The sequence below is a fragment of the Nocardioides sp. P4_G10 genome, from assembly GCF_056401175.1.
The window spans coordinates 110,211-129,640 of sequence record NZ_JBFUJV010000007.1 but is presented as its reverse complement, the minus strand read 5'-3'; the positions used below and the strand labels follow the sequence as shown (position 1 = coordinate 129,640).

Genomic DNA, 19,430 nt, shown 5'->3' with positions numbered 1-19,430 from the left:
TCCGACGTCACGTCGACCTCATGCGCGTGGGCAGCGCGACCTGTTGGCATCGCTGACGCCGCCCCTGCATCCCTTCCGCGCTCAACGTCGCGCGCGGCACACCTCAGCGAACAGGACTCTCCTGACCATGCCTGACCTCCGGTTCACGCCCCAGGCCGCCCAGCACACCGAGATCCCGCGCCCCAAGCGCGCCGAGGGTCAGTGGGCGCTCGGCTACACCGAGCCGCTCAACAAGAACGAGCAGTCCAAGAAGGACGACGACCCGCTCAACGTGCGGGACCGCATCCTCCACACCTACTCCCGCCGGGGCTTCGACTCGATCGACCCGGCCGACCTGCGTGGCCGCTTCCGCTGGATGGGCCTCTACACGCAGCGCGCACCGGGCTTCGACGGCGGCAAGACCGCCCAGCTCGAGGAGGAGGAGCTCGACGACCGCTACTTCATGATGCGCGTGCGCACCGACGGCGCGATCCTCGACGCGGCCGCCCTCCGGGCGCTGGGCGAGGTCTCCACGGCCTACGGCCGCAACACCGCCGACATCACCGACCGCAACAACATCCAGTACCACTGGATCGAGATCGAGAGCGTCCCGGCGATCTGGGAGCGCCTCGAGTCGGTCGGCCTCACGACCCTCGAGGCGTGCGGCGACAGCCCGCGCCCCTTCCTCGGCTCCCCCGTCGCGGGCATCGCCAAGGACGAGATCATCGACGGCTCCGAGGCGCTCGCCGAGATCAAGCGCCGCGTCCTCGGCAACCCGGAGTTCTCCAACCTGCCGCGCAAGTTCAAGACCGCGCTGACCGGCCACCCGAGCCACGACGTCGCGCCCGAGGTCAACGACGTCGCGTTCGTCGGCACCGTCCACCCGGAGCACGGCCCCGGCTTCGACCTCTGGGTCGGCGGCGGCCTGTCCACCAACCCGATGCTCGCCCACAAGCTCGGCGTCTGGATCCCCCTCGACGAGGTGGCCGACGCCTGGGAGGGCGTCGCCGGGATCTTCCGCGACTACGGCTACCGCCGCCTGCGCTCGAAGGCCCGCCTGAAGTTCCTGCTCGCCGACTGGGGCAAGGAGAAGTTCCGCGAGGTCCTGGAGAACGAGTACCTCCACAAGGCGCTCGTCGACAACCCGTCCCCGGAGTCGCCCGTCACCCCCGGCGACCACATCGGCATCCACGAGCAGAAGGACGGCCGCTTCTACATCGGCGCCGCCCCCGTCGTGGGCCGCATCGACGGCACCACGCTGAGTGCACTGGGTGACCTCGTCGAGCGCTACGACGCCCGCGGCGCCCGGCTGACGGCATACCAGAAGCTCGTGGTGATCGGCGTCGCGGCCGAGGACACCGAGGCGTTCGCCGACGACCTCGAGAAGATCGGCCTCACCGCCCGCCCGAGCAACTGGCGCCGCTCCACGATGGCCTGCACCGGCATCGAGTTCTGCAAGCTCGCGATCGTCGACACCAAGGAGCGCTCCCGCCGGCTCGTCACCGAGCTCGAGAAGCGCTTCCCCGACCTCGACACCGACATCTCGGTCAACGTCAACGGTTGCCCCAACGCCTGCGCGCGCACCCAGGTCGCCGACATCGGCCTCAAGGGCCAGCTCGTCATGGACGCCGACGGCCGCCAGGTCGAGGGCTTCCAGGTGCACCTCGGCGGCGCACTCGGCCTGAACCCCGCCATGGGCCGCAAGCTCCGCGCCCACAAGGTCACCAGCGCCGGCCTCGACGACTACGTCTCGGCCGTCGTGAGCGCGTACCTCCAGGACCGGACCGAGGGCGAGCGGTTCGCCGCCTGGGTGGCCCGCGCCGACGAGGTCCTGCTGCGCGGCGAGCCGGTGGCGGTCTGATGTCCGAGCGAGCCCATGTCTGAGAGAGCACAGCCCTTCCACTGCCCCTACTGCGGGGACGAGAACCTGTTCCCCCGCGAGGGTGCGGGGGCCTGGGAGTGCCGCTCGTGCCTGCGCAGCTTCACCGTGCAGATGACCGGGATGATCCCCCACCCCGGCACGGACCCAGCCGTCGGGGGAGGCGCACCATGAGCCTCTCCACCCGCGCCGCCCGCGACTTCAAGGGCACCCACACCGAGGGACGTACACCCGAGGAGCTCCGCGAGCTGGTCTCCCACGTGGGCGCCGAGCTCGAGCTGGCCCCCGCCGAGGTGATCATCGAGTGGGCCGTCGCGACGTTCGGCGACCGGTTCGCGATCACGTCCTCGATGGGCGACGCCGTGCTTGCCCACCTCGCCTCCAAGGTCGCCCCCGGCATCGACGTCGTGTTCCTCGACACCGGCTACCACTTCATCGAGACCATCGGGACCCGCGACGCCGTCGAGGCGACCCTGCCGGTCAACCTGCGCACGGTGAGCACCCCGCTCACCGTCGCCCAGCAGGACGAGCAGTACGGCAAGGACCTCTACAAGACCGACCCCGACCTCTGCTGCGCCCTGCGCAAGGTCAAGCCGCTCGCCGACACGCTGGCGGAGTACGACGCCTGGGCCACCGGCCTGCGCCGCGCCGAGACCCACAACCGGGTCATCGCGCCGGTCGTCGGCTGGGACGCCCGCAAGGGCAAGGTCAAGGTCTCGCCGCTCGCCCGGTGGAGCGACGAGCAGGTCGACCAGTACATCCTCGACAACGGCGTGCTGGTGAACCCCCTCGTCCACGACGGCTACCCCAGCATCGGCTGCTGGCCCTGCACGCGCCGCGTCGCCCCCGGCGACGACCCGCGCAGCGGGCGCTGGGCCGGAACCTCGAAGACCGAGTGCGGCATCCATGCCTAAGCCCCCCGCGACTTCATTTCACCGGAGCGACAGCGCCGTCGCCCCGCAGCACCCCCACCTGAACCACCACCGCACCACACACGATCGGAGGCACCCCTGATGGCTGCTCCTGCTCTGGTTGCCCTGGCCCACGGAAGCCGGGACCCGCGTTCGGCCGCGACGATCAAGGCGCTCGTCGCCGAGGTCAAGGCGATGCGCCCCGACCTCAAGATCGAGACGGCCTTCCTCGACCTCTCCAAGCCGAGCTTCGACACGGTCGTCGACCGCCTGGTGAAGGCAGGTCACGAGGAGATCGTCGTCGTCCCTCTGTTGCTCACGGAGGCCTACCACGCGAAGGTCGACGTGCCGGAGGCGATCGCCGCCGCCATGGCCCGCCACGAGGGCGTCCGCATCCAGGCCAGCCGGATCCTCGGCATGGAGGCCGCCTTCCTCGAGGTGCTCGACGTCCGCCTGCGCGAGGCGCTCAAGGCGGCGAGGGTGCGCGAGCTCGACGCGCTGGTGCTCGCTGCCGCCGGCTCGTCCGACCCGCTCGCCAACCAGGCGGTCGCTCGTATCGCCCGCACGTGGGGCGCACGGCACCGGCTGCCCGTCACGGCAGCCTTCGCGTCGGCCGCTCCCCCGGCCGCCGGCGAGGCCGTGCGCGCCTTCCGCGCCGAGGGCAAGCGCCACATCGCCGTGGCGTCGTTCTTCCTCGCGCCCGGCCGGCTGCCCGACCGGGCCACCGAGCTGGCCGTCGAGGCCGGTGCGGTGGCGGTCTCCGACCCGCTCGGGGCGCACCCCGCGGTCGCCCGCGCGATCCTGGCCCGCTACGCCGTGGGCGCGGTCGAGCTCGTCCCGGTCTGATGCTTGAGGGCCTCACGACGTGAGAGCCCACTGAGTCGATCGGCGTGGGTGCTGACGAAGGCCAGGACCCACGCCGCATCAGTCCGCGCGTGCTGACGCAGCGCCCAGCCGAGCGCCTTGCGCACGAAGAACTCGCGGCCGTACGCCGTGGCGTCGAGGTTGGCGACCAGCACCCGATCCAGCAGGTCGGTGTCGGTCTGCTCGCGGTGACGCAGCTGCGCCAGCATGGCCGTACGCCGGACCCACAGGCTGTCGGGGTCCACCGACCACCGGTCGATGACCGGCGTGGCGGCCGAGCGGTGGTCGAGGAGGACCTGCCCCACGGGGTGGGCCGCGACCTCGTCCACGACGTCCCACCACGCGCCGGTGCGCACGAGCTGCTCGAGCAACGGCAGCAGGTCGGGGTCGAGCCATGCCCGGTAGGACCGGTGCCGCAGCAGGGCGATCGCGGCGTACCACTCCTCGCGGTGCTCGGCGTCCTCCCACAGCTCGAGCACGGCCGCCTCCCACTGGGCCCGGTCGACGAAGCGGTGCTCGACCAGCAGGGGCCGCAGCAGCGCCTTGAGCGCCGGGGCGCCGAGGCCGACATAGGGCAGGTCGGACTTCATGTAGGCCTGCTGCTGCGCCGCGCGCTCGGGGTCGCCGGTCCCGGCGAGGGCGGCCCTCACGGCGCCGACGTACGTCATCGGCTCAGCCCACGAGCCGCTCGCGGAGGTGCTCCAGCTGCCGCGCCGGGTCGCCGGTCAGCCCGCCGTGCACGGGGCCGGGCTGGAGCACGGTGCTGCGTGGGGCCTTGAGGAAGCCGAACCGCTGTCCGAGCGACTGCCGTGCCGCCTCGCCCCCGCGCTCGTCGCCGCGGCACACCCAGTCGGTGAAGGTGAGGGCGTCGCACACCTGGTCGACGTCGACGTCGGGATGGAGCGCGCGGAGGCGCTCGGCGTCGACCGACCACGTCGCGTCGAGGAAGTCGGCCGCCTGGCAGTGCAGCACCACGCCGACGTTGACGAACTCCTCGCGCTCGGGCCGCGGCACGCAGCGGAGCACGACGTACTGGTAGGCCAGCCGGGCGGCGGTCATCGCGACGCCTCCGGGAGCCACTGGCGGGTGCCGAGGCGGGCGACGAGGAAGTCGACGTACGCCGTGCGCAGCGCGTCGGGCGTCTCGGCGCCGGGCACCGGCTCGAGCCAGACGTCGGGGACCTGGCCCAGCACCTCCACGAAGACGTCGCGGTTCAACCGCGCCGCGATCTCCTCGTCCAGCTCTCGTGCGCGGTGCGCGCACTCCTCGAAGACGTGGCCGCCGACGTCCCACGCCTGTGCAGCGAACTTCTCCGGGTCGGTGACGCCGGTTCGCCAGCCGTGGTGGAAGTAGAGCGACGCGCCGTGGTCGATGACCCAGAGGTCGCCGTGCCAGAGCAGCAGGTTGGGGTTGCGCCAGGACCGGTCGACGTTGGCGGTGAACGCGTCGAGCCACAGCACGCGCGCACCCTCGTCGTCGGCCGCGCTCACCTGTCCGTCGACGCCGAACGAGCCGGGGAGGAAGTCGATGCCGAGGTTGGGACCCACGCTCGCGTTGAGCAGGTCCTGCACCTCCTCGTCGGCCTCGTAGCGCGCGAGCTCCGGGTCGAGGTCGAGGACGACGAGGCGCGGGGTGCGCAGGCCGAGGCGGGTGGCGAGGGCGCTCACGATCACCTCGGCGACGAGGACCTTGGCGCCCTGACCGGCGCCGCGGAACTTGCAGACGTAGGTGCCGAGGTCGTCGCCCTCGACCACGCCGGGCAGGCTGCCGCCCTCGCGGAGGGGGGTGACGTAGCGGGTGACGGTGACGCTCGGAAGACCGGTGGGACTCACTGGACCGGCGTCTCCCCGGCCAGGCGCTCCGTCTCGGCGGCCACGTCGAAGTCGGCGGCCGGCCACTGCAGGTCGAGGCCGCGGAGGGTGTCGAGCAGGAGCTGGCCGACAGCGAGGTTGCGGAACCACTTCTTGTCGGACGGGACCACGTGCCACGGCGCGGCGTCGGTGCTGGTGCGCTCGAGGGCGATCTCGTAGGCGTCTCGGTAGGCGGGCCACAGGGCGCGCTCGTCGAGGTCACCGGGGTTGTACTTCCAGTGCTTCTCGGCGTTGGCCAGCCGCTCGGCGAGCCGGGCCTTCTGCTCGTCGGCGCTGATGTGGAGCATGCACTTGATGATCGAGAACCCCTCGTCGGCGAGCCGGGCCTCGAAGTCGTTGATCGCGTCGTAGCGCCGCTCGAGCTCGTCGGCGTCGGCGAAGTTCCGGACCCGGGCGATCAGGACGTCCTCGTAGTGCGAGCGGTCGAACACCCCGATGTAGCCGGCCTGCGGCAGGCCCTTGTCGATGCGCCAGAGGAAGTCGTGCTTCTTCTCCTCCTCGGTGGGCGCCTTGAAGCTGGTGATCCGCACGCCCTGCGGGTCCACGAGGCCGATCGTGTGGCGGAGCACGCCACCCTTGCCACTCGTGTCCATGCCCTGCAGCACCAGGAGGACGCGGCGCTCGGACCCGACGGTGCGCTCGGCCCAGAGCCGCTCCTGCAGGTCGGCGAGCTCGGCACCCATCCCGGCGAGCGCCGCCTTGCCGTCGCTCTTCCCGCCGTCGAAGCCGGGGGCGGCGTCGGTCTCGATCGCGGTCAGGTCGACCGGTCCCGCGGGCAGGCGCAGGTGGGCGGCGATGTCGTCCGTCATGGGCACATCATGGCGCACGGCGTGGTGCCGGCGGGCCGAGGACGCGGCGCACGTCGAGGGTGCAGCCGACGACCGTCGCGGTCGTGCCGTCGCGCTGCGGCTCGTCGAACCAGGTGCCCCGGGTGAACCCGGCCTTGTCCAGGATCCGCAGCGACGCCGCGTTGGCGTGGTGGGGCGCGGCGAAGTAGGACGTGGCGTCGGGGAAGCGACGGTGCGCATCCTGCATCCACGCCCACAGCAGGCGGGCACCCAGACCGCGTCCCGCCCACCCGGGCTCCCCGATGGCGTAGTCGAGGCCGACGGCGTCCGGGTCGGGCGTGAGGAGGGCGAAGCCGGGGTAGTCACGGATCCGGTAGTCCTGGACGAACCCGACCGACCGGCCGTTGACCTCCACCACCCACATTCGCGTCGGGGTGCTGCCGTCGACGCGGGGGCCGTACGTCGCCGTCACGCGGTCGGTGGTGGGGTCACCGTCGTTGTGCCACCACCGGTGGACGTGCGGCGCCTGCAACCAACGGGTCAGTGACGGGAGGTCGCTGTGGGTCATCGCCCGCAGGTAGACAGCCCGGTCGGGCCCGACGTCGAACCGCAGGGTCTCGCCGGAGAGGTCGTGGGCGACCGGTTCGGCGTCGACCGGCGCGGCGATGCGGGACGCGGCCGCTGCCCACGGCTCCCCGGGCAGCAGGGTGCCGGTCAGCTCCCGGTCCCCGTGGCGTACGACGACGGGGCGGGCGACCGTCGCGTCGCTCCCGGGCACGTCAGTGCGCGAGGGCGTCCGGGTCGACGACGGGCGGGAGCACCGACCACGGGAAGTCGATCCACTGCTCGGTGCTCCGCCAGGAGTAGTCGGGCTTGATGACCGACTGGGGCTTCTCGTAGATCACCACCGTGCGAGCCTCGGCGACGTGTCCCTCGCAGAACGCGTGGACGAGCTCGAGGGTGCGACCGGTGTCGGCGACGTCGTCGGCGACGAGCACCTTGAGGCCGGACAGGTCGATGGCCGCCGGCGTCGGCGGCAGCATGATCGGGACGTCGAGGCGCTGGTCGACGCCGGTGTAGAACTCGACGTTGACCACCGAGATGTTCTTCACCGCGAGGGCGTAGCCCAGCCCCATGCCGAGGGCGAGCCCGCCTCGGGCGATTGCCAGGATCATGTCGGGGCGGAACCCGGAGTCGGCCACCTCCTGCGCCAGCTCGCGGGTGGCCGTGCCGAAGAGGTCGTACGTGAGGACCTCGCGCTCACTGCTCACGGGACCATCCCACCAGAGCCCGGCGCTCGCCGGAAGACCGGCCCGTCTGCCGATCCCGCCCGGAGCGTCATGCGGACCGGAACCGATGGGTGCGAGTCCGTATGACGCAGCGGGCGGCGAACGATCGGCACCTCGCGAGACGGAACTCAGAAGTCGGGGTGCGGCTCGTCATCCTCCGCCTCGCCGAGCGCCTCGCGGACGACCGAGAACGCGAGGCCGGCGGAGTAGCCCTTGCGGGCCAGCAGCCCAGCGAGGCGGCGGGTGGCGACCTGGTGGTCGAGGCCGCGCATGGAGCGCAGCTTCTTGTCGACCAGAGCGCGGGCTGCGGCGCGCTGGTCGGACTCGTCGATCTGCTCCAGCGCGGTCTTGGAGTCCTCGTCATCGACGCCCTTGCGACGCAGCTCCTGCGCCAGCGCCCGGGGGGCCAGCCCCCGGCTGCGGTGCCGGCTCTCGACCCACTGCCGGGCGTAGGCGGCGTCGTCGATCAGGCCGACCTCGGTGAAGCGGTCGAGCAGCTCGCCGGCGAGCTCGTCGGGCACGCCGCGCTTGGCCAGCTTGTCGGCCAGCTCCTTGCGCGAGCGTGCCTGCCCGGTGAGGGTGTCGAGCAGGATCTTGCGGGCGACTGCCTCGGGATCGGCCTCGAGCTCGGCGGCCGCAGCTTCCTCCCGGGCGAGCCTGGCTGCCTCGCGCTCCTCCCACGTGCGGGTCGCCTTGCGGCCACCCTTGCGGCCACCCTTGCCGCCCTCGCGACGACCGTCGCCCCCGCGCCCGTCGCGGGGGCGGGCCGGACGAGGTTCGACCGGCGTGGATGGGGTCGGCATCCACGCCTTGACTCCGAGCCCGACGTCGCCGACCCAGTCGGGTGCGGGACGGTTCTCGTCGCTCATCGGCGGGTCTCGACACGCATCGTCGACCTCGCAGGCTCACTCGATCGCTTGCTCGACCTACCCGCACCCACGCCGCCCTCCCGTTCCTCGAGGGCGGCTGTGCGGTCAGAAGTCATTGACCCCGATGGGCTCGTCACTCAGGTCGTCGCCGGGCTTGTCGACGGCAGGAGTCACGCCCAGCTTCTCGAGGATGAGCTTCTCGATCTCGTTGGCGAGGTCGGGGTTGTCACGCAGGAAGTTGCGCGAGTTCTCCTTGCCCTGGCCGAGCTGGTCGCCCTCGTAGGTGTACCAGGCGCCGGCCTTGCGGATCAGGCCCGCCTCGACGCCCACGTCGATCAGACCGCCCTCGCGGCTGATGCCCTTGCCGTACATGATGTCGAACTCGGCCTGCTTGAACGGCGGGGCCACCTTGTTCTTCACGACCTTGACGCGGGTGCGGTTGCCGACCATGTCGGTGCCGTCCTTGAGCGTCTCGATGCGACGCACGTCGAGGCGCACCGAGGAGTAGAACTTCAGCGCGCGACCACCGGTCGTGGTCTCCGGCGAGCCGAACATCACGCCGATCTTCTCGCGCAGCTGGTTGATGAAGATCGCGGTCGTGCCGGAGTTGTTGAGGGCACCGGTCATCTTGCGCAGCGCCTGGCTCATCAGTCGGGCCTGGAGGCCGACGTGGCTGTCGCCCATCTCGCCCTCGATCTCGGCGCGGGGCACCAGGGCCGCCACGGAGTCGATGACGATCAGCGACAGGGCGCCGGAGCGGATCAGCATGTCGGCGATCTCGAGCGCCTGCTCACCGGAGTCGGGCTGGGAGACCAGGAGGGCGTCGGTGTCGACGCCGAGGTTCTTCGCGTAGTCGGGGTCGAGCGCGTGCTCGGCGTCGATGAAGGCGACGATGCCGCCGGCCGCCTGGGCGCTGGCCACCGCGTGGAGGGCGACCGTCGTCTTGCCGGAGGACTCCGGACCGTAGATCTCGACGACACGACCACGCGGCAGGCCGCCCAGCCCGAGGGCCACGTCGAGGGCGATCGACCCCGTGGGGATCACCTCGAGCGGCGCACGCGTCTCGTCGCCCAGTCGCATGACCGAGCCCTTGCCGAACTGCTTCTCCACCTGTGCGAGCGCGGCGTCCAGGGCCTTCTCGCGGTCTGCACCAGCCATTGCAGTGTCCTGTCTTGTCGTCGTGTCGTGAGGGGTACGTCTGCGACGCTAGGGCGAGCCACCGACAGTCCCTGATCAGGACGGTCGAACGCTGTGGACAACCTCGCCCCTCGTCGTACCTGTGGATGCACAGTAGCCCGAACAGGTGTTCGACGCGCGCTCCGGCACCGGCGTGTCGAGGCCCGAGCTTCCCCGGGTGCGAGGAGCAGGTCAGGAGTGCCGGCGGGTGACCGCTCCGGCGACCACGACCGCCCCCGCCAGCAGGGCGGCGAACGTCGCCAGCGCGGGGTAGCCCAGCTCGCCGACGATGACCCCGGCGAGGGCACCTCCCCCCGCGGCGGTGAGCGCCATCGCCATGTCGGAGGTGCCCTGCACGTCGGTGCGCGCGTCGATGGGCGTGCGGTCGGCGATGACCGTGGACGCGGCGACCGTCGCGCAGGACCAGCCGAGGCCGAGGAGGAACAACCCCGCGAAGATCTGCCACGACGTGCCCTGCGGGGACAGGCCGCACAGCACGAGCGACACCAGCAGGACCACTCCCCCGGTGACCAGGACGGCCGACCTGCCGAAGCGGTCGGCGGCCCAGCCGACGAGCGGCGAGAAGGCGAACATGCCGAGCACGTGGATCGAGATGACGAACCCGATGACCTCGAGGTGAGCGCCGCCGTGCTCCATGTGCAGCGGCGTCATGATCATCACGGTCACCATCGCCGCATGGGCACAGGCCATCGCGACCACAGCCGCCCCGACCGCCGGCACGTCACGCACGACCGCGACGAAGCGGCCCCACGACCGGCCGCGCGGCTCGGGACCCGCGCTCGGCACGACCCCGGCGGTCTCCTGGGCGAGGAGCAGCGGGTCGGGTCGCAGCCGCCACCACACCCACGCGGCTGCGACGACCAGGACGACCGCGCCGATGGCGAAGCCCCCGGTCAGCTCGGGCACGCCCATGGAGCGGGCGACGGCCGCTCCGACGCCGGTGAGGTTGGGGCCGGCGACGGCCCCGACGGTGGTCGCCCACACGACGACCGACAGGGCGCGGGCGCGGTGCTCCTCGGTGGCCAGGTCGGTGGCGGCGTAGCGCGACCCGTTGTTGACCGCCGTGGTGGCTCCCAGCATCAGCGCGCCGAGGAGCAGCACGACCATGGAGTCGACGACGCCGGCGACGACGGCCAGGACCGCTCCGGTCGCCCCGATGAGGTAGCCCGCGACCAGCCCGACACGTCGCCCGCGGCGGCGCATGACACGCGCGAGACCGTAGGCGGCCGCGGCCGTGCCGAGGACCTGGAAGGTCTGTGCGAGGCCGGCCATCGTCTCGCTGCCGGAGATGTCGCGGGCGAGGAGCGAGGCGGTCGCGACACCGATGGTGACACCGACCGCGCCGACCGCCTGGGAGACGACGAGGGTGCGGACCGTACGACGCTGGACGTCGGCGACGGTGAGGCCTCCGGCCAGCCGCGTGGTCACCGCTCGGTGTCCGGCAGCTCGAGCTGGCGGTGCACGGCGGCCCACACCTGCTTGGGCGGGACACCGGCGTCGAGCGCCTCCTGGGTCGTGCGGCCGTCGAGGTCGCGCACGACGGTGAGCTCGGCCCAGGTGCGGGAGTAGGCCCGCCCGAGGGTCTCGTCGAGCCGCGCCCAGAACTCCGTGTGCCTCATGGCGACACCCCATCACGGACCGCCGACAGCTCGAGCCAGGTCTCCCCCCGGTCGCCCCCGAGCCCGTGCCCGACGACGACGTCGCCCCAGCCCGCGCCGCGGACGACGGCCTCGACGTCCGCAGCCCGCCAGTAGGTGAAGTGACGCGGGCCGCTGATCGTCCCGTGGACGGACCAGCCCTCGCCGTCGCCCTCCTTGAGCGACATGGACAGCAGGCCTCCGGGACGGGTGACCGCGGCCAGGCGCCCCAGCACGGTGGACAGGTCGTCCCGCGCGACGTGCAGCAGCGACGCGTTGGCCCACACGGCGTCGTACGGCCCGTCGGGCGAGGCCAGGTCGTCCACGAGGGGGTCGAGGTGGTCGCACGCGTGGCCCTGCTCGCGCAGCAGCTCGACGAAGGCGGGCGTGACGTCGGTGCGCCGCACGGCGAGGCCGAGCTCCTCCATCAGCAGCGCGTCACGACCGCCGCCCGAGCCGATCTCGAGCACGCGCGCGCCCGGGCCGACGCGTTCGGCGAGGTGCCCCAGGGCGGCGCGGACCGAGTCCGGCACGGTCGCGGTGCGGGCGACGTACGCCGCTGCGTCGCGGTCGTAGGACCGGACGGTCTCGCTGGTCACGCCGGCGCCGCCACGTCGTGGAGGTGGTGGACGACGTCGTGCAGGTGGTAACGGCCCAGGGTCTCGACCGTGAACTCGTCACCGTTGGACCGCAACCCCCGGCGACCGCGCGTGGCATCGGTGACGGAGGCGTAGAGCATCGCCACGCTGCGAGCGGCCTCGACCAGCTCGGCCGCAACCGCCGCGCGGTCCTGGCTGCCGTAGTCACGTTCGACCGCGGTGACGTCCTGGTCCCAGTTGGCGAACGTGGGGACGTCCTCGACGAGCATCAGCCGCACTCGCTCGCCGAAGAGCACGTGCACGTCGCGGACGTGGCAGCCGTACTCCAGCGCCGACCAGACCCCGGGTCGCGGGCGGTCGGTCGCGTCACCGCGGCCGAGCACCCGCGACCACGAGGACGCCGTGGCCTCGAGGAGCCCCGGGAGGTCGGACACGTCGTGCGTGGCGGCCTCGAAGCCGCACTCGGGGCACGGTCGCTCGAGCACCCAGGTCCAGTCCTTCGTGTCGGGGGTGATCGCGTCGGGAGTGGAACCCATGGCCCCATCCAACCAGTCAGCCGACCAGTCAGCCGACCGGTCAGCCTCCGAACGCGACGCTGGTGCAGGCCAACCGGGCGCCGGCAGCCCCGGTGGTCGTGTTGGTCGGCAGCGCGTGGATCACCACCGACCCCGCGGTGCCTGGCTCGAACGCCCACGGCACCGTGGTCGTGGCGACGCCTCGACCGCGTTCGTCCGAGGTGACGTCGAGCCAGACCTCCCGATCGGCGAGTGGGACCGTCGCGTCGCTCGAGTGCTGGTAGTGGCCGCCGGACGCGAGTGGGTCGGCGCCGCAGGCACCCGTGTGCACGTGCGCCCCGAACGTCCGTCCGGCCGGAAGCCCGGTCACCATGAGCCGGACGCGGGTGATCCCGTCGCTGGACCAGGCGTGCACCTGCGTCTTGACCTGGTCGTACGCCGTGTCGTGCACGACCGTGGGCCCGTGCCCGTGGTCCACCAGCACCCCTGCGGCCACCGCGGCGGTGGGCACTGCGGCAAGGACGGCTGCTGCCGCCACTCCTGTCCTGATCCTCGACATCTGGGTCCTCCTCCATGACTGAGCTCGTCCGGCGGACCGATCGGGCCGCCACCAGGAGGTGCCTCCGCGATCGGTGTTCGGTTCACGGCTGGTCTGGACCGGCGCACGACGTGGCGGCACGGGTGAACCGATCATGGGCGTCGGCGCTACTAGGAGACGTGATGGGAGAGGTGCACGACGGGTGGAGCCCCGAGGAGGGGTACGCCGCCTGGAGCGACGCGCAGCTGGTCGACGCCGTGAAGGCGTCCGACCGTGGTGCGCTGCGCGAGCTCTTCGTGCGCCACGAGCCGTGGCTGGCGACCCGCCTGGCCCGACGCTGCGCCGACCGCGCGCTGGTCGACACGGCCGTGCAGGACACGTTCCTCGCCGTCTGGCGCAAGCCCCAGGGGTGGCGCGGCGAGGGCGACGTGGCGGCGTGGCTCTGGGGGATCGCCGTGAGGTCCCTGCTGCACCAGCTCCGCCCCCGCGCCAACGTCCTGGAGCGACTGCGCAACCTCCGCAGCCACCCGGCGACGTCGGCCGAGGAGGAGGTGCTGGCCCGCGTCGAGCACAGCGACGTGGGGGTCGCCTTCGCGCACCTCTCCCCCGACCTCCAGGCGGTCGTCCAGGCGACCGTCCTCGACGGGCTCACCACGCGTGAGGCCGCCGCGCTGCTCGGCATCCCGAGCGGCACCGTCAAGAGCCGGATGAGCCGCGCTCGCACCGAGCTGAGGGAGGCCCTGCTGTGACGCAGACCTGGCACGCCGACGAGGAGACGCTGCGCGCGTGGGCCGACGGCTCCGCGGCACCCGTCCCCGCCGCCTCGCTCGAGGCCCACCTGCTCCGCTGCGACGAGTGCCGCCGTCGCATGGCCACGCTCGCACCGTCCGCCTCCGGCAGCGACGTCGTACGACGCTGGGACGCGCTGGCCGACCGGATCGACCGGCCGCGCGCCAACCCGCTGCTGCGCCTCGGACTGGCCACCCCCGGGCTGCGCACCGCCTGGCTCGCCTCGGTCCTGCTGCTGCTCGCCCTGCCGGTCGTCGTGTCCGTCCTCGACCTCCGCCTGCCCGTCTTCATGGCGCTGGCACCGGTCGCCCCGCTCGCGGCGGTGGCCCTCACCTACGGACGTCACGCCGAGCCGGCCGGCGAGCTCGCCCTCGCCACCCCGACGGCCGGCCTGCGCGTGGTGGCGGCGCGGGCCGTGCTGGTCGCCCTCTCGGCCGTGCCCGTCGGCGTCGGCGTGGCCCTGCTGCTCGGGCTCCCCACCCCGGTGGCCCTCGGCTGGCTGCTGCCGGGCGCCGCCCTGGCGTCACTGGTGGTCCTGGCCGGCACGACCCGGCTGGATCCCTCGGTCGTCGCTGCGACCCTGGGGTCGCTCTGGGTCGTCGCCGTCTCGTGGCCCGCCGCCTCGCGCAGGGTGCCCGCCGACGTCGTCACCCACCTGGTCGCCTCGGCTCCGAGCCAGCTCACCGCCCTGGTGGTCGCGCTCGCGGCGATCGCCCTCACCCTCGCCCGTCGCGACACCGTCGCCTACCGGAGGACCGCATGAGCACCACCGACACCGCCACCCACACGCCCACCGGCACGCTGCTGAGCGCGGCCGGCATCACCAAGGCGTTCGGCTCCCAGACCGCCGTCGACCAGGTCGACCTGACGCTCGGGCGCGGCATCGTGGGGGTGCTCGGCCCCAACGGCGCCGGCAAGACGACGCTGCTGCGCATCCTGGCCACCGTCCTCGCACCCGACCGCGGGACCCTGTCCCTGCTGGGCCTCGACCCGGCCCACCCGACGGCTCGCGCCGAGGTGCGACGCCGCCTCGGCTACCTCCCGCAGTCGCCCCGGCTCTACGGCGGGTTCACGCCGCTCGAGATGGTCGACTACGTCGCGATCCTCAAGGAGCACACGGACGCGAGCCAGCGGCGGCGAGAAGCAGTGACGATGCTCGAGGCCGTCGGCCTCGGTGACGCGATGCACAAGCGCATCCGCACGCTGTCGGGCGGCATGCAGCAGCGGGTCGCGCTGGCGTCCGCGCTCGTCGGCGCCCCCGACCTCCTCGTCCTCGACGAGCCGGCCACCGGCCTGGACCCGGAGCAGCGCATCGCGCTGAGGTCCGTCCTCGCCGAGACCGCGCACCGCGGCTGCGTCGTGCTGTCGACGCACAACACCGCCGAGGTCGCGGCCCTGTGCCAACAGGTCCTCGTCATGGACCGCGGCAGGATCTGCTGGTCCGGCACGCCCGCCGACCTGGCGGGCAAGGCCGAGGGCCGGGTCTGGGAGTCCGACGTCGAGGAGCCCACCGCGCTGCGATCGTGGCTGACCGGCCCCGGCACGCGCCGCCACGTGGGCACCCTGCCGGACGGGGCCGCACCGGCCGTCCCCACCGTGGACGACGGGTACCTGCTCGTGACGAGGCTGACGCGATGAACACCGCGCTTGCCCAGGCCGCCCTGCCCACCGCACGAGCCATCCGCTGGACGCCCGCGGTCTGCCTCGCGGGCGTGCTCGTCGCTGCGACCGTGCTGGCGCGGTCCGCCGGTAGGCCCGCGGACATCGTCCTGGCGATCGCCGCAGCCGGACTCGCCGCGACCGTCGTGTCCGGCCTGCACGATCCGGCCGCCGCGATGCTCTCGGCGGTGCCGGTGTCGGTCATGCAGCGTCGGGTCCTGCGGCTCGCGCTGCTCGGCCTGCCGGCCCTCGCGGTGTGGTTCCTGCTCGACTCGCTGACTGACGCACAAGTGTCGGGGCCGGGTCCGCTCCTCGCCCTGACGGCGTGCGGTGTGGCCGTCGCACTGTGGGCACCCCCGCGACGGGCCGTGGTCATGGGCGCGTCCACCCCGGTGGCCCTGTTCGCGCTCCACCAGTTCCTGCCGGGCGGGACCGTCTCGGACGTCGTCGGCTGGTGGCTGACGGAGCCGTGGTGGGTGCTCGCGGCCGCGACCCTCCTCTGCGTCGCGGGGCGGCGGCGATGAGCACGACGACGGTCAGGCCAGCGACCGCGTCGGCGCCCGCGATGGTGACCCGCGCGCTGGTCGTCACCGAGGCGCGCCGGATGCTGCGCAACCCGGTGCCCTGGGCCTGCCTGGCGCTGTCGGTCTGGGCGATGTGGACCGTGAGGCCCAGACCGGGCGAGTGGCCGGGCGAGTCGTACGAGGGGATCATGCCCGCCGTCACGCCCCTCCTCTTCGGCATCTCGCTCGCCGTCGCCGTGCCGTTCCACCGCGCACGCCACGACGTGGCCCCGGCCGCACCCGTCTCGGAGGCCCAACGGGCGCTCGCCCGGCTGCTGGCGGCGCTGCCGTTCGTCGTGGTCGCAGCGGCGTACGCCGCCCTGGCCGCGTGGCGCGAGCGGGACCTCGGCGGCCTGTGGCTGGGCATGGAGCCAGGTCGCACGACCGAGGCGTTGCACACCACGGCCGAGCTGTCGCAGCTGGTCGCCCTCGCGCTGGTGGCCGTCGCGCTCGGGGCTGCTCTGGGACGACGGACGTCGCGGCTGGTGGCCGTGGTCCCTGCCCTCTTCGTGCTGTGGTTCGTCGCAAGCGTCTACTGGCTCTTCGTCCAGGAGGGAGTGACGCCGTTCTCGGTGATCCAAGTCCAGCCCGTCCACCTCCCGGTCGGTACGCCGACGACCGACCCCCTCCGCCTCCCGTCCGACTGGCTGCTGGTCGGGCCACCGCACAGCAGCGGCGGTTGGGAGCGGCAGTGGGTCTCGGAGGCGCTGGCGTGGTGGCACGACGTGTGGCTGCTCGGGCTCGCCGCGCTGCTGCTCGGCGTCGCGTGGCCCCGGTCGGGACGTCGGGCGCTGCTCGCCGTCGGGACGGTCCTCGCCGTGGCGGGCCTCGTCGGCCAGCACGTGGTGATCCCGTGAGACTGCGCGTGCTCCTCGTGCCGCTGGCCGTCGCGGTGCTGGCCGCCTGCAGCCCCGCGGCCTCCGATGTCGACGGCGAGGTGTTCGCCCGCGGTCCGATGAGCCCGGCCGCCGCCAAGCAGCCGGACGCCGTGCCGGTCGTCGTCGACACCGACCTCGCGCCCGACGACCTCGCCGCGCTCGCCCTGCTCCTGCGCCACCCCCGCGTCCGTGTCGTCGCCGTGACGGTCCCGCAGACCGGGGAGCTGGACTGCCGTGGCACCGGCCTGCTGGGCGACTTCTTCCACGCTCTCGAGACGGCCCCGCCGCCGGTCGCCTGCGGCTCCACGCCACGTGGCGACGACGGGGTGATGTTCCCGCCCGAGTGGGGCGCCGGCGCACTGATGAACAGCGGGCTGCCGCGCGACGGCGGCGGCGAGCTCACCCCCGTGCGTACGCCGGCCGCCGAGCTCATCGCCCGCCTCGCCCGGCGCCATCCCGGGCTGCAGGTGGTCGCCCTGGCACCCCTGACCGAGGTGGCCGCCGTCCTGCGCGAGCACCCGGCGGCGTACGCCCGGCTGGGCGGGGTCACCACGATGGCGGGCACGGTCGACAGCGAGTCGCACGCCGACGGCGTGGGCGAGTGGAACGTCGGGGCCGACCCGGTGCCGTTCGCGGAGGTGCTGGCCGGCCCCGTGCCGGTGACGGTGCTGCCGGACGACCCGGTGCCGCCCGGCGCCCCGGGCGGGTTGGCCGGTCCCGTCGTCGGTGGGCTCGGCCGCGTCCCCGGGTTCGAGTCGCCGAAGTACTGGGACCTCGCGACCGCGGGCACGTTCGTGGACGGCTCGGTCGCGACCACCGAGTCGGGCACCTGGGCCGTCGACACGAGCGAGGACCGGGGACGGCTCCGGCGTACGGGCGACGGGCCGGTGCGCGTCGTGACCGCCCTCGACACCGCGGCCCTCGACGAGGTCTACCGCAGCGTCTTCCGGTGACGGGCCGGGTCAGGCCAGCCCGAGGCGGGCAGTGGACACCTCGCGCATCTCGACCTTGCGCACCTTGCCGGTGACGGTCATCGGGAACTCCTCGACGACCATCACGTAGCGCGGGATCTTGTAGTGGGCGAGCTTTCCGGTCGCGAAGGCGCGCACCCCGTCGGCGTCGAGCGGCTCGCTGCCCGGGCGCATCCGCACCCACGCGCACAGCTCCTCGCCGTACTTCTCGTCCGGGACACCGACCACCTGGACGTCCTCGATGTCGGGGTGGGTGTAGAGGAACTCCTCGATCTCGCGCGGGTAGATGTTCTCGCCGCCGCGGATGACCATGTCCTTGATGCGTCCGGTGATCTGCACGAACCCGTCCTCGTCCATCACGCCGAGGTCGCCGGTGTGCATCCAGCCGTCGGCGTCGATCGCCTCGCGGGTCTTCTCCTCGTCGTCCCAGTAGCCCAGCATCACCGAGTAGCCGCGGGTGCAGAACTCCCCCGCCTCACCGCGCGGGAGGGCCTCGCCGGTGAGCGGGTCGGCGATCTTGACCTCGAGGTGCGCGCAGACCCGGCCGACCGTGCCGACCTTGTGCTCGAACGAGTCGTCCGTGCGGGTCTGCATCGAGACCGGTGACGTCTCGGTCATGCCGTAGGCGATCGTCATCTCCTCGATGCCGGCGGCGATGAGCTTCTTCATCATCTCCGCGGGGCAGGGCGAGCCCGCCATGATCCCGGTGCGCACCGAGGACAGGTCGTAGGAGTCGACGTCGGGCAGCGCCCACTCGGCGATGAACATCGTCGGTACGCCGTAGAGCGAGGTGCAGCGCTCGTCGGCCACCGCCTTCAGCGTGAGCGAGGGATCGAAGCCGGGCGCCGGGATCACCATCGCGGCCCCGTGGGTGGAGCACGCGAGGTTGCCCATGACCATGCCGAAGCAGTGGTAGAAGGGCACCGGGATGCAGACGCGGTCGGCCTCGGTGTAGCGGCACACCTCGCCGACGAGGTAGCCGTTGTTGAGGATGTTGCGGTGGCTCAGGGTCGCGCCCTTGGGGAAGCCGGTGGTGCCGGAGGTGTACTGGATGTTGATCGGGTCGCCGGGCGCGAGGCTCGCGGCCCGCGCGGCCAGGTCGTCGGCGGAGACGCCCTCGCCGTCGGCCAGCAGGCCGGCCCAGCTCTCCTCGTCGTCGAGGTAGACCACGCGCTCCAGGGCCCGGTTCTCCGCAGCGGTCTCGTCGACCATCGCGCGGTAGTCGCTGGTCCGGAACGATGTCGCGGCGACCAGCAGCCGCATGCCCGACTGGTTGGCGACGTAGGAGAACTCGTGGGTGCGGTAGGCCGGGTTGACGTTGACCAGGATGGCGCCGACCCTCGCGGTGGCGAACTGCACCAGGGTCCACTCGGCGCTGTTCGGCCCCCAGATGCCCACGCGGTCGCCCTTGCCGATGCCCGCACCGACCAGGCCGCGCGCGACGGCGTCGACGTCGGCCTGCAGCTCCGCCCAGGTCCAGCGCCGCCCGCTCGCGCACTCGACCAGCGCCTCGCGGTCGGCGTACGAGGCGACGGTGCGCGCCAGGTTGTCCCCGATCGTCTCCTCCAGCAGTGCCGGGGTCGACTCGCCCTTCGTCCAGGAGTCCGTGCTGCTCGCCATGCTCCCGAACCTAG

The 19,430-nt window shown here is 72.8% G+C and carries 24 protein-coding genes; 10 read left to right on the top strand and 14 right to left on the bottom strand.

What is annotated here, in order from left to right; all coding sequences use genetic code 11:
• Positions 1-127 precede the first annotated feature (127 nt).
• The 4 genes from AC1DP1_RS10420 (at position 128) to AC1DP1_RS10405 (ending at position 3,615) form a co-directional block, all read left to right on the top strand.
• Positions 128-1,840 (top strand): nitrite/sulfite reductase, encoded by a 1,713-nt coding sequence (locus AC1DP1_RS10420; RefSeq protein ID WP_477506795.1) that lies wholly within the window; start codon positions 128-130, stop codon positions 1,838-1,840.
• Positions 1,841-1,855: 15 nt separating this feature from the next.
• Positions 1,856-2,032, top strand: coding sequence for a hypothetical protein (locus AC1DP1_RS10415; RefSeq protein ID WP_477506794.1), 177 nt, complete (start codon positions 1,856-1,858; stop codon positions 2,030-2,032).
• Complete coding sequence (locus tag AC1DP1_RS10410) at positions 2,029-2,772, top strand: phosphoadenylyl-sulfate reductase (protein WP_477506793.1); 744 nt, start codon at positions 2,029-2,031, stop codon at positions 2,770-2,772. Before AC1DP1_RS10415 ends, AC1DP1_RS10410 begins: the two co-directional genes overlap by 4 nt.
• Before the next feature lie 99 nt (positions 2,773-2,871).
• Complete coding sequence (locus tag AC1DP1_RS10405; protein WP_191195829.1) at positions 2,872-3,615, top strand: sirohydrochlorin chelatase; 744 nt, start codon at positions 2,872-2,874, stop codon at positions 3,613-3,615.
• Here AC1DP1_RS10405 and AC1DP1_RS10400 read toward each other — a convergent pair.
• The 13 genes from AC1DP1_RS10400 to AC1DP1_RS10340 form a co-directional block, all read right to left on the bottom strand.
• A complete protein-coding gene (locus tag AC1DP1_RS10400; RefSeq protein WP_477506792.1) occupies positions 3,579-4,301 on the bottom strand; it encodes a DNA alkylation repair protein in 723 nt (240 codons plus the stop codon). The genes AC1DP1_RS10405 and AC1DP1_RS10400 overlap by 37 nt on opposite strands.
• 4 nt (positions 4,302-4,305) lie before the next feature.
• Positions 4,306-4,692, bottom strand: a complete 387-nt coding sequence (locus tag AC1DP1_RS10395) for a DUF3037 domain-containing protein (RefSeq protein WP_457190246.1) — start codon at positions 4,690-4,692, stop codon at positions 4,306-4,308.
• Positions 4,689-5,465, bottom strand: a complete 777-nt coding sequence (locus AC1DP1_RS10390) for a HipA family kinase (protein ID WP_477506791.1) — start codon at positions 5,463-5,465, stop codon at positions 4,689-4,691. The genes AC1DP1_RS10395 and AC1DP1_RS10390 overlap by 4 nt, the downstream gene beginning before the upstream one ends.
• On the bottom strand, positions 5,462-6,313 hold the full coding sequence (locus tag AC1DP1_RS10385; RefSeq protein WP_477506790.1) for a PPK2 family polyphosphate kinase: 852 nt from the start codon (positions 6,311-6,313) through the stop codon (positions 5,462-5,464). Before AC1DP1_RS10385 ends, AC1DP1_RS10390 begins: the two co-directional genes overlap by 4 nt.
• A 7-nt stretch (positions 6,314-6,320) precedes the next feature.
• The gene (locus tag AC1DP1_RS10380; RefSeq protein WP_477506789.1) at positions 6,321-7,070 is read right to left on the bottom strand and encodes a GNAT family N-acetyltransferase; all 750 of its coding nucleotides are present in this window, start codon (positions 7,068-7,070) and stop codon (positions 6,321-6,323) included.
• Between the two features lies 1 nt (position 7,071).
• Positions 7,072-7,563 (bottom strand): phosphoribosyltransferase, encoded by a 492-nt coding sequence (locus tag AC1DP1_RS10375; RefSeq protein WP_300052760.1) that lies wholly within the window; start codon positions 7,561-7,563, stop codon positions 7,072-7,074.
• A gap of 146 nt (positions 7,564-7,709) precedes the next feature.
• A complete protein-coding gene (locus AC1DP1_RS10370) occupies positions 7,710-8,450 on the bottom strand; it encodes a regulatory protein RecX (protein WP_477506788.1) in 741 nt (246 codons plus the stop codon).
• Positions 8,451-8,555: 105 nt separating this feature from the next.
• Positions 8,556-9,608 (bottom strand): recombinase RecA, encoded by a 1,053-nt coding sequence (gene recA / locus AC1DP1_RS10365; protein ID WP_300052755.1) that lies wholly within the window; start codon positions 9,606-9,608, stop codon positions 8,556-8,558.
• A gap of 210 nt (positions 9,609-9,818) precedes the next feature.
• The gene (locus AC1DP1_RS10360) at positions 9,819-11,075 is read right to left on the bottom strand and encodes an MFS transporter (protein ID WP_477506787.1); all 1,257 of its coding nucleotides are present in this window, start codon (positions 11,073-11,075) and stop codon (positions 9,819-9,821) included.
• Entirely contained in the window at positions 11,072-11,266 is a 195-nt protein-coding gene (locus AC1DP1_RS10355; protein ID WP_300052749.1) for a DUF3046 domain-containing protein, read from the bottom strand. The genes AC1DP1_RS10360 and AC1DP1_RS10355 overlap by 4 nt, the downstream gene beginning before the upstream one ends.
• Entirely contained in the window at positions 11,263-11,883 is a 621-nt protein-coding gene (locus tag AC1DP1_RS10350) for a class I SAM-dependent methyltransferase (RefSeq protein ID WP_477506786.1), read from the bottom strand. The genes AC1DP1_RS10355 and AC1DP1_RS10350 overlap by 4 nt, the downstream gene beginning before the upstream one ends.
• Entirely contained in the window at positions 11,880-12,419 is a 540-nt protein-coding gene (locus tag AC1DP1_RS10345) for a DinB family protein (protein WP_477506785.1), read from the bottom strand. Before AC1DP1_RS10345 ends, AC1DP1_RS10350 begins: the two co-directional genes overlap by 4 nt.
• Before the next feature lie 40 nt (positions 12,420-12,459).
• Positions 12,460-12,957 (bottom strand): superoxide dismutase family protein, encoded by a 498-nt coding sequence (locus AC1DP1_RS10340; RefSeq protein WP_457190267.1) that lies wholly within the window; start codon positions 12,955-12,957, stop codon positions 12,460-12,462.
• Positions 12,958-13,118: 161 nt separating this feature from the next.
• On the opposite strand from AC1DP1_RS10340, the gene AC1DP1_RS10335 reads away from it, so the two are divergent.
• Genes AC1DP1_RS10335 through AC1DP1_RS10310 form a run of 6 tightly spaced genes read left to right on the top strand, consistent with a single transcriptional unit; the run spans position 13,119 to position 17,778 of the window.
• On the top strand, positions 13,119-13,685 hold the full coding sequence (locus AC1DP1_RS10335; RefSeq protein WP_477506784.1) for an RNA polymerase sigma factor: 567 nt from the start codon (positions 13,119-13,121) through the stop codon (positions 13,683-13,685).
• Positions 13,682-14,488 (top strand): cupin domain-containing protein, encoded by an 807-nt coding sequence (locus tag AC1DP1_RS10330; protein ID WP_477506783.1) that lies wholly within the window; start codon positions 13,682-13,684, stop codon positions 14,486-14,488. The genes AC1DP1_RS10335 and AC1DP1_RS10330 overlap by 4 nt, the downstream gene beginning before the upstream one ends.
• A complete protein-coding gene (locus AC1DP1_RS10325; protein ID WP_477506782.1) occupies positions 14,485-15,363 on the top strand; it encodes an ABC transporter ATP-binding protein in 879 nt (292 codons plus the stop codon). The genes AC1DP1_RS10330 and AC1DP1_RS10325 overlap by 4 nt, the downstream gene beginning before the upstream one ends.
• A complete protein-coding gene (locus tag AC1DP1_RS10320; RefSeq protein ID WP_477506781.1) occupies positions 15,360-15,908 on the top strand; it encodes a hypothetical protein in 549 nt (182 codons plus the stop codon). Before AC1DP1_RS10325 ends, AC1DP1_RS10320 begins: the two co-directional genes overlap by 4 nt.
• On the top strand, positions 15,905-16,804 hold the full coding sequence (locus tag AC1DP1_RS10315) for a hypothetical protein (protein WP_477506780.1): 900 nt from the start codon (positions 15,905-15,907) through the stop codon (positions 16,802-16,804). Before AC1DP1_RS10320 ends, AC1DP1_RS10315 begins: the two co-directional genes overlap by 4 nt.
• Positions 16,801-17,778: a nucleoside hydrolase gene (locus AC1DP1_RS10310; RefSeq protein WP_477506779.1), complete on the top strand. Its 978-nt coding sequence runs from the start codon at positions 16,801-16,803 to the stop codon at positions 17,776-17,778. The genes AC1DP1_RS10315 and AC1DP1_RS10310 overlap by 4 nt, the downstream gene beginning before the upstream one ends.
• 9 nt (positions 17,779-17,787) lie before the next feature.
• Here the strand turns inward: AC1DP1_RS10310 and AC1DP1_RS10305 are convergent, their stop codons facing one another.
• On the bottom strand, positions 17,788-19,416 hold the full coding sequence (locus AC1DP1_RS10305; protein ID WP_477506778.1) for an AMP-binding protein: 1,629 nt from the start codon (positions 19,414-19,416) through the stop codon (positions 17,788-17,790).
• Between the last annotated feature and the right edge of the window lie 14 nt (positions 19,417-19,430).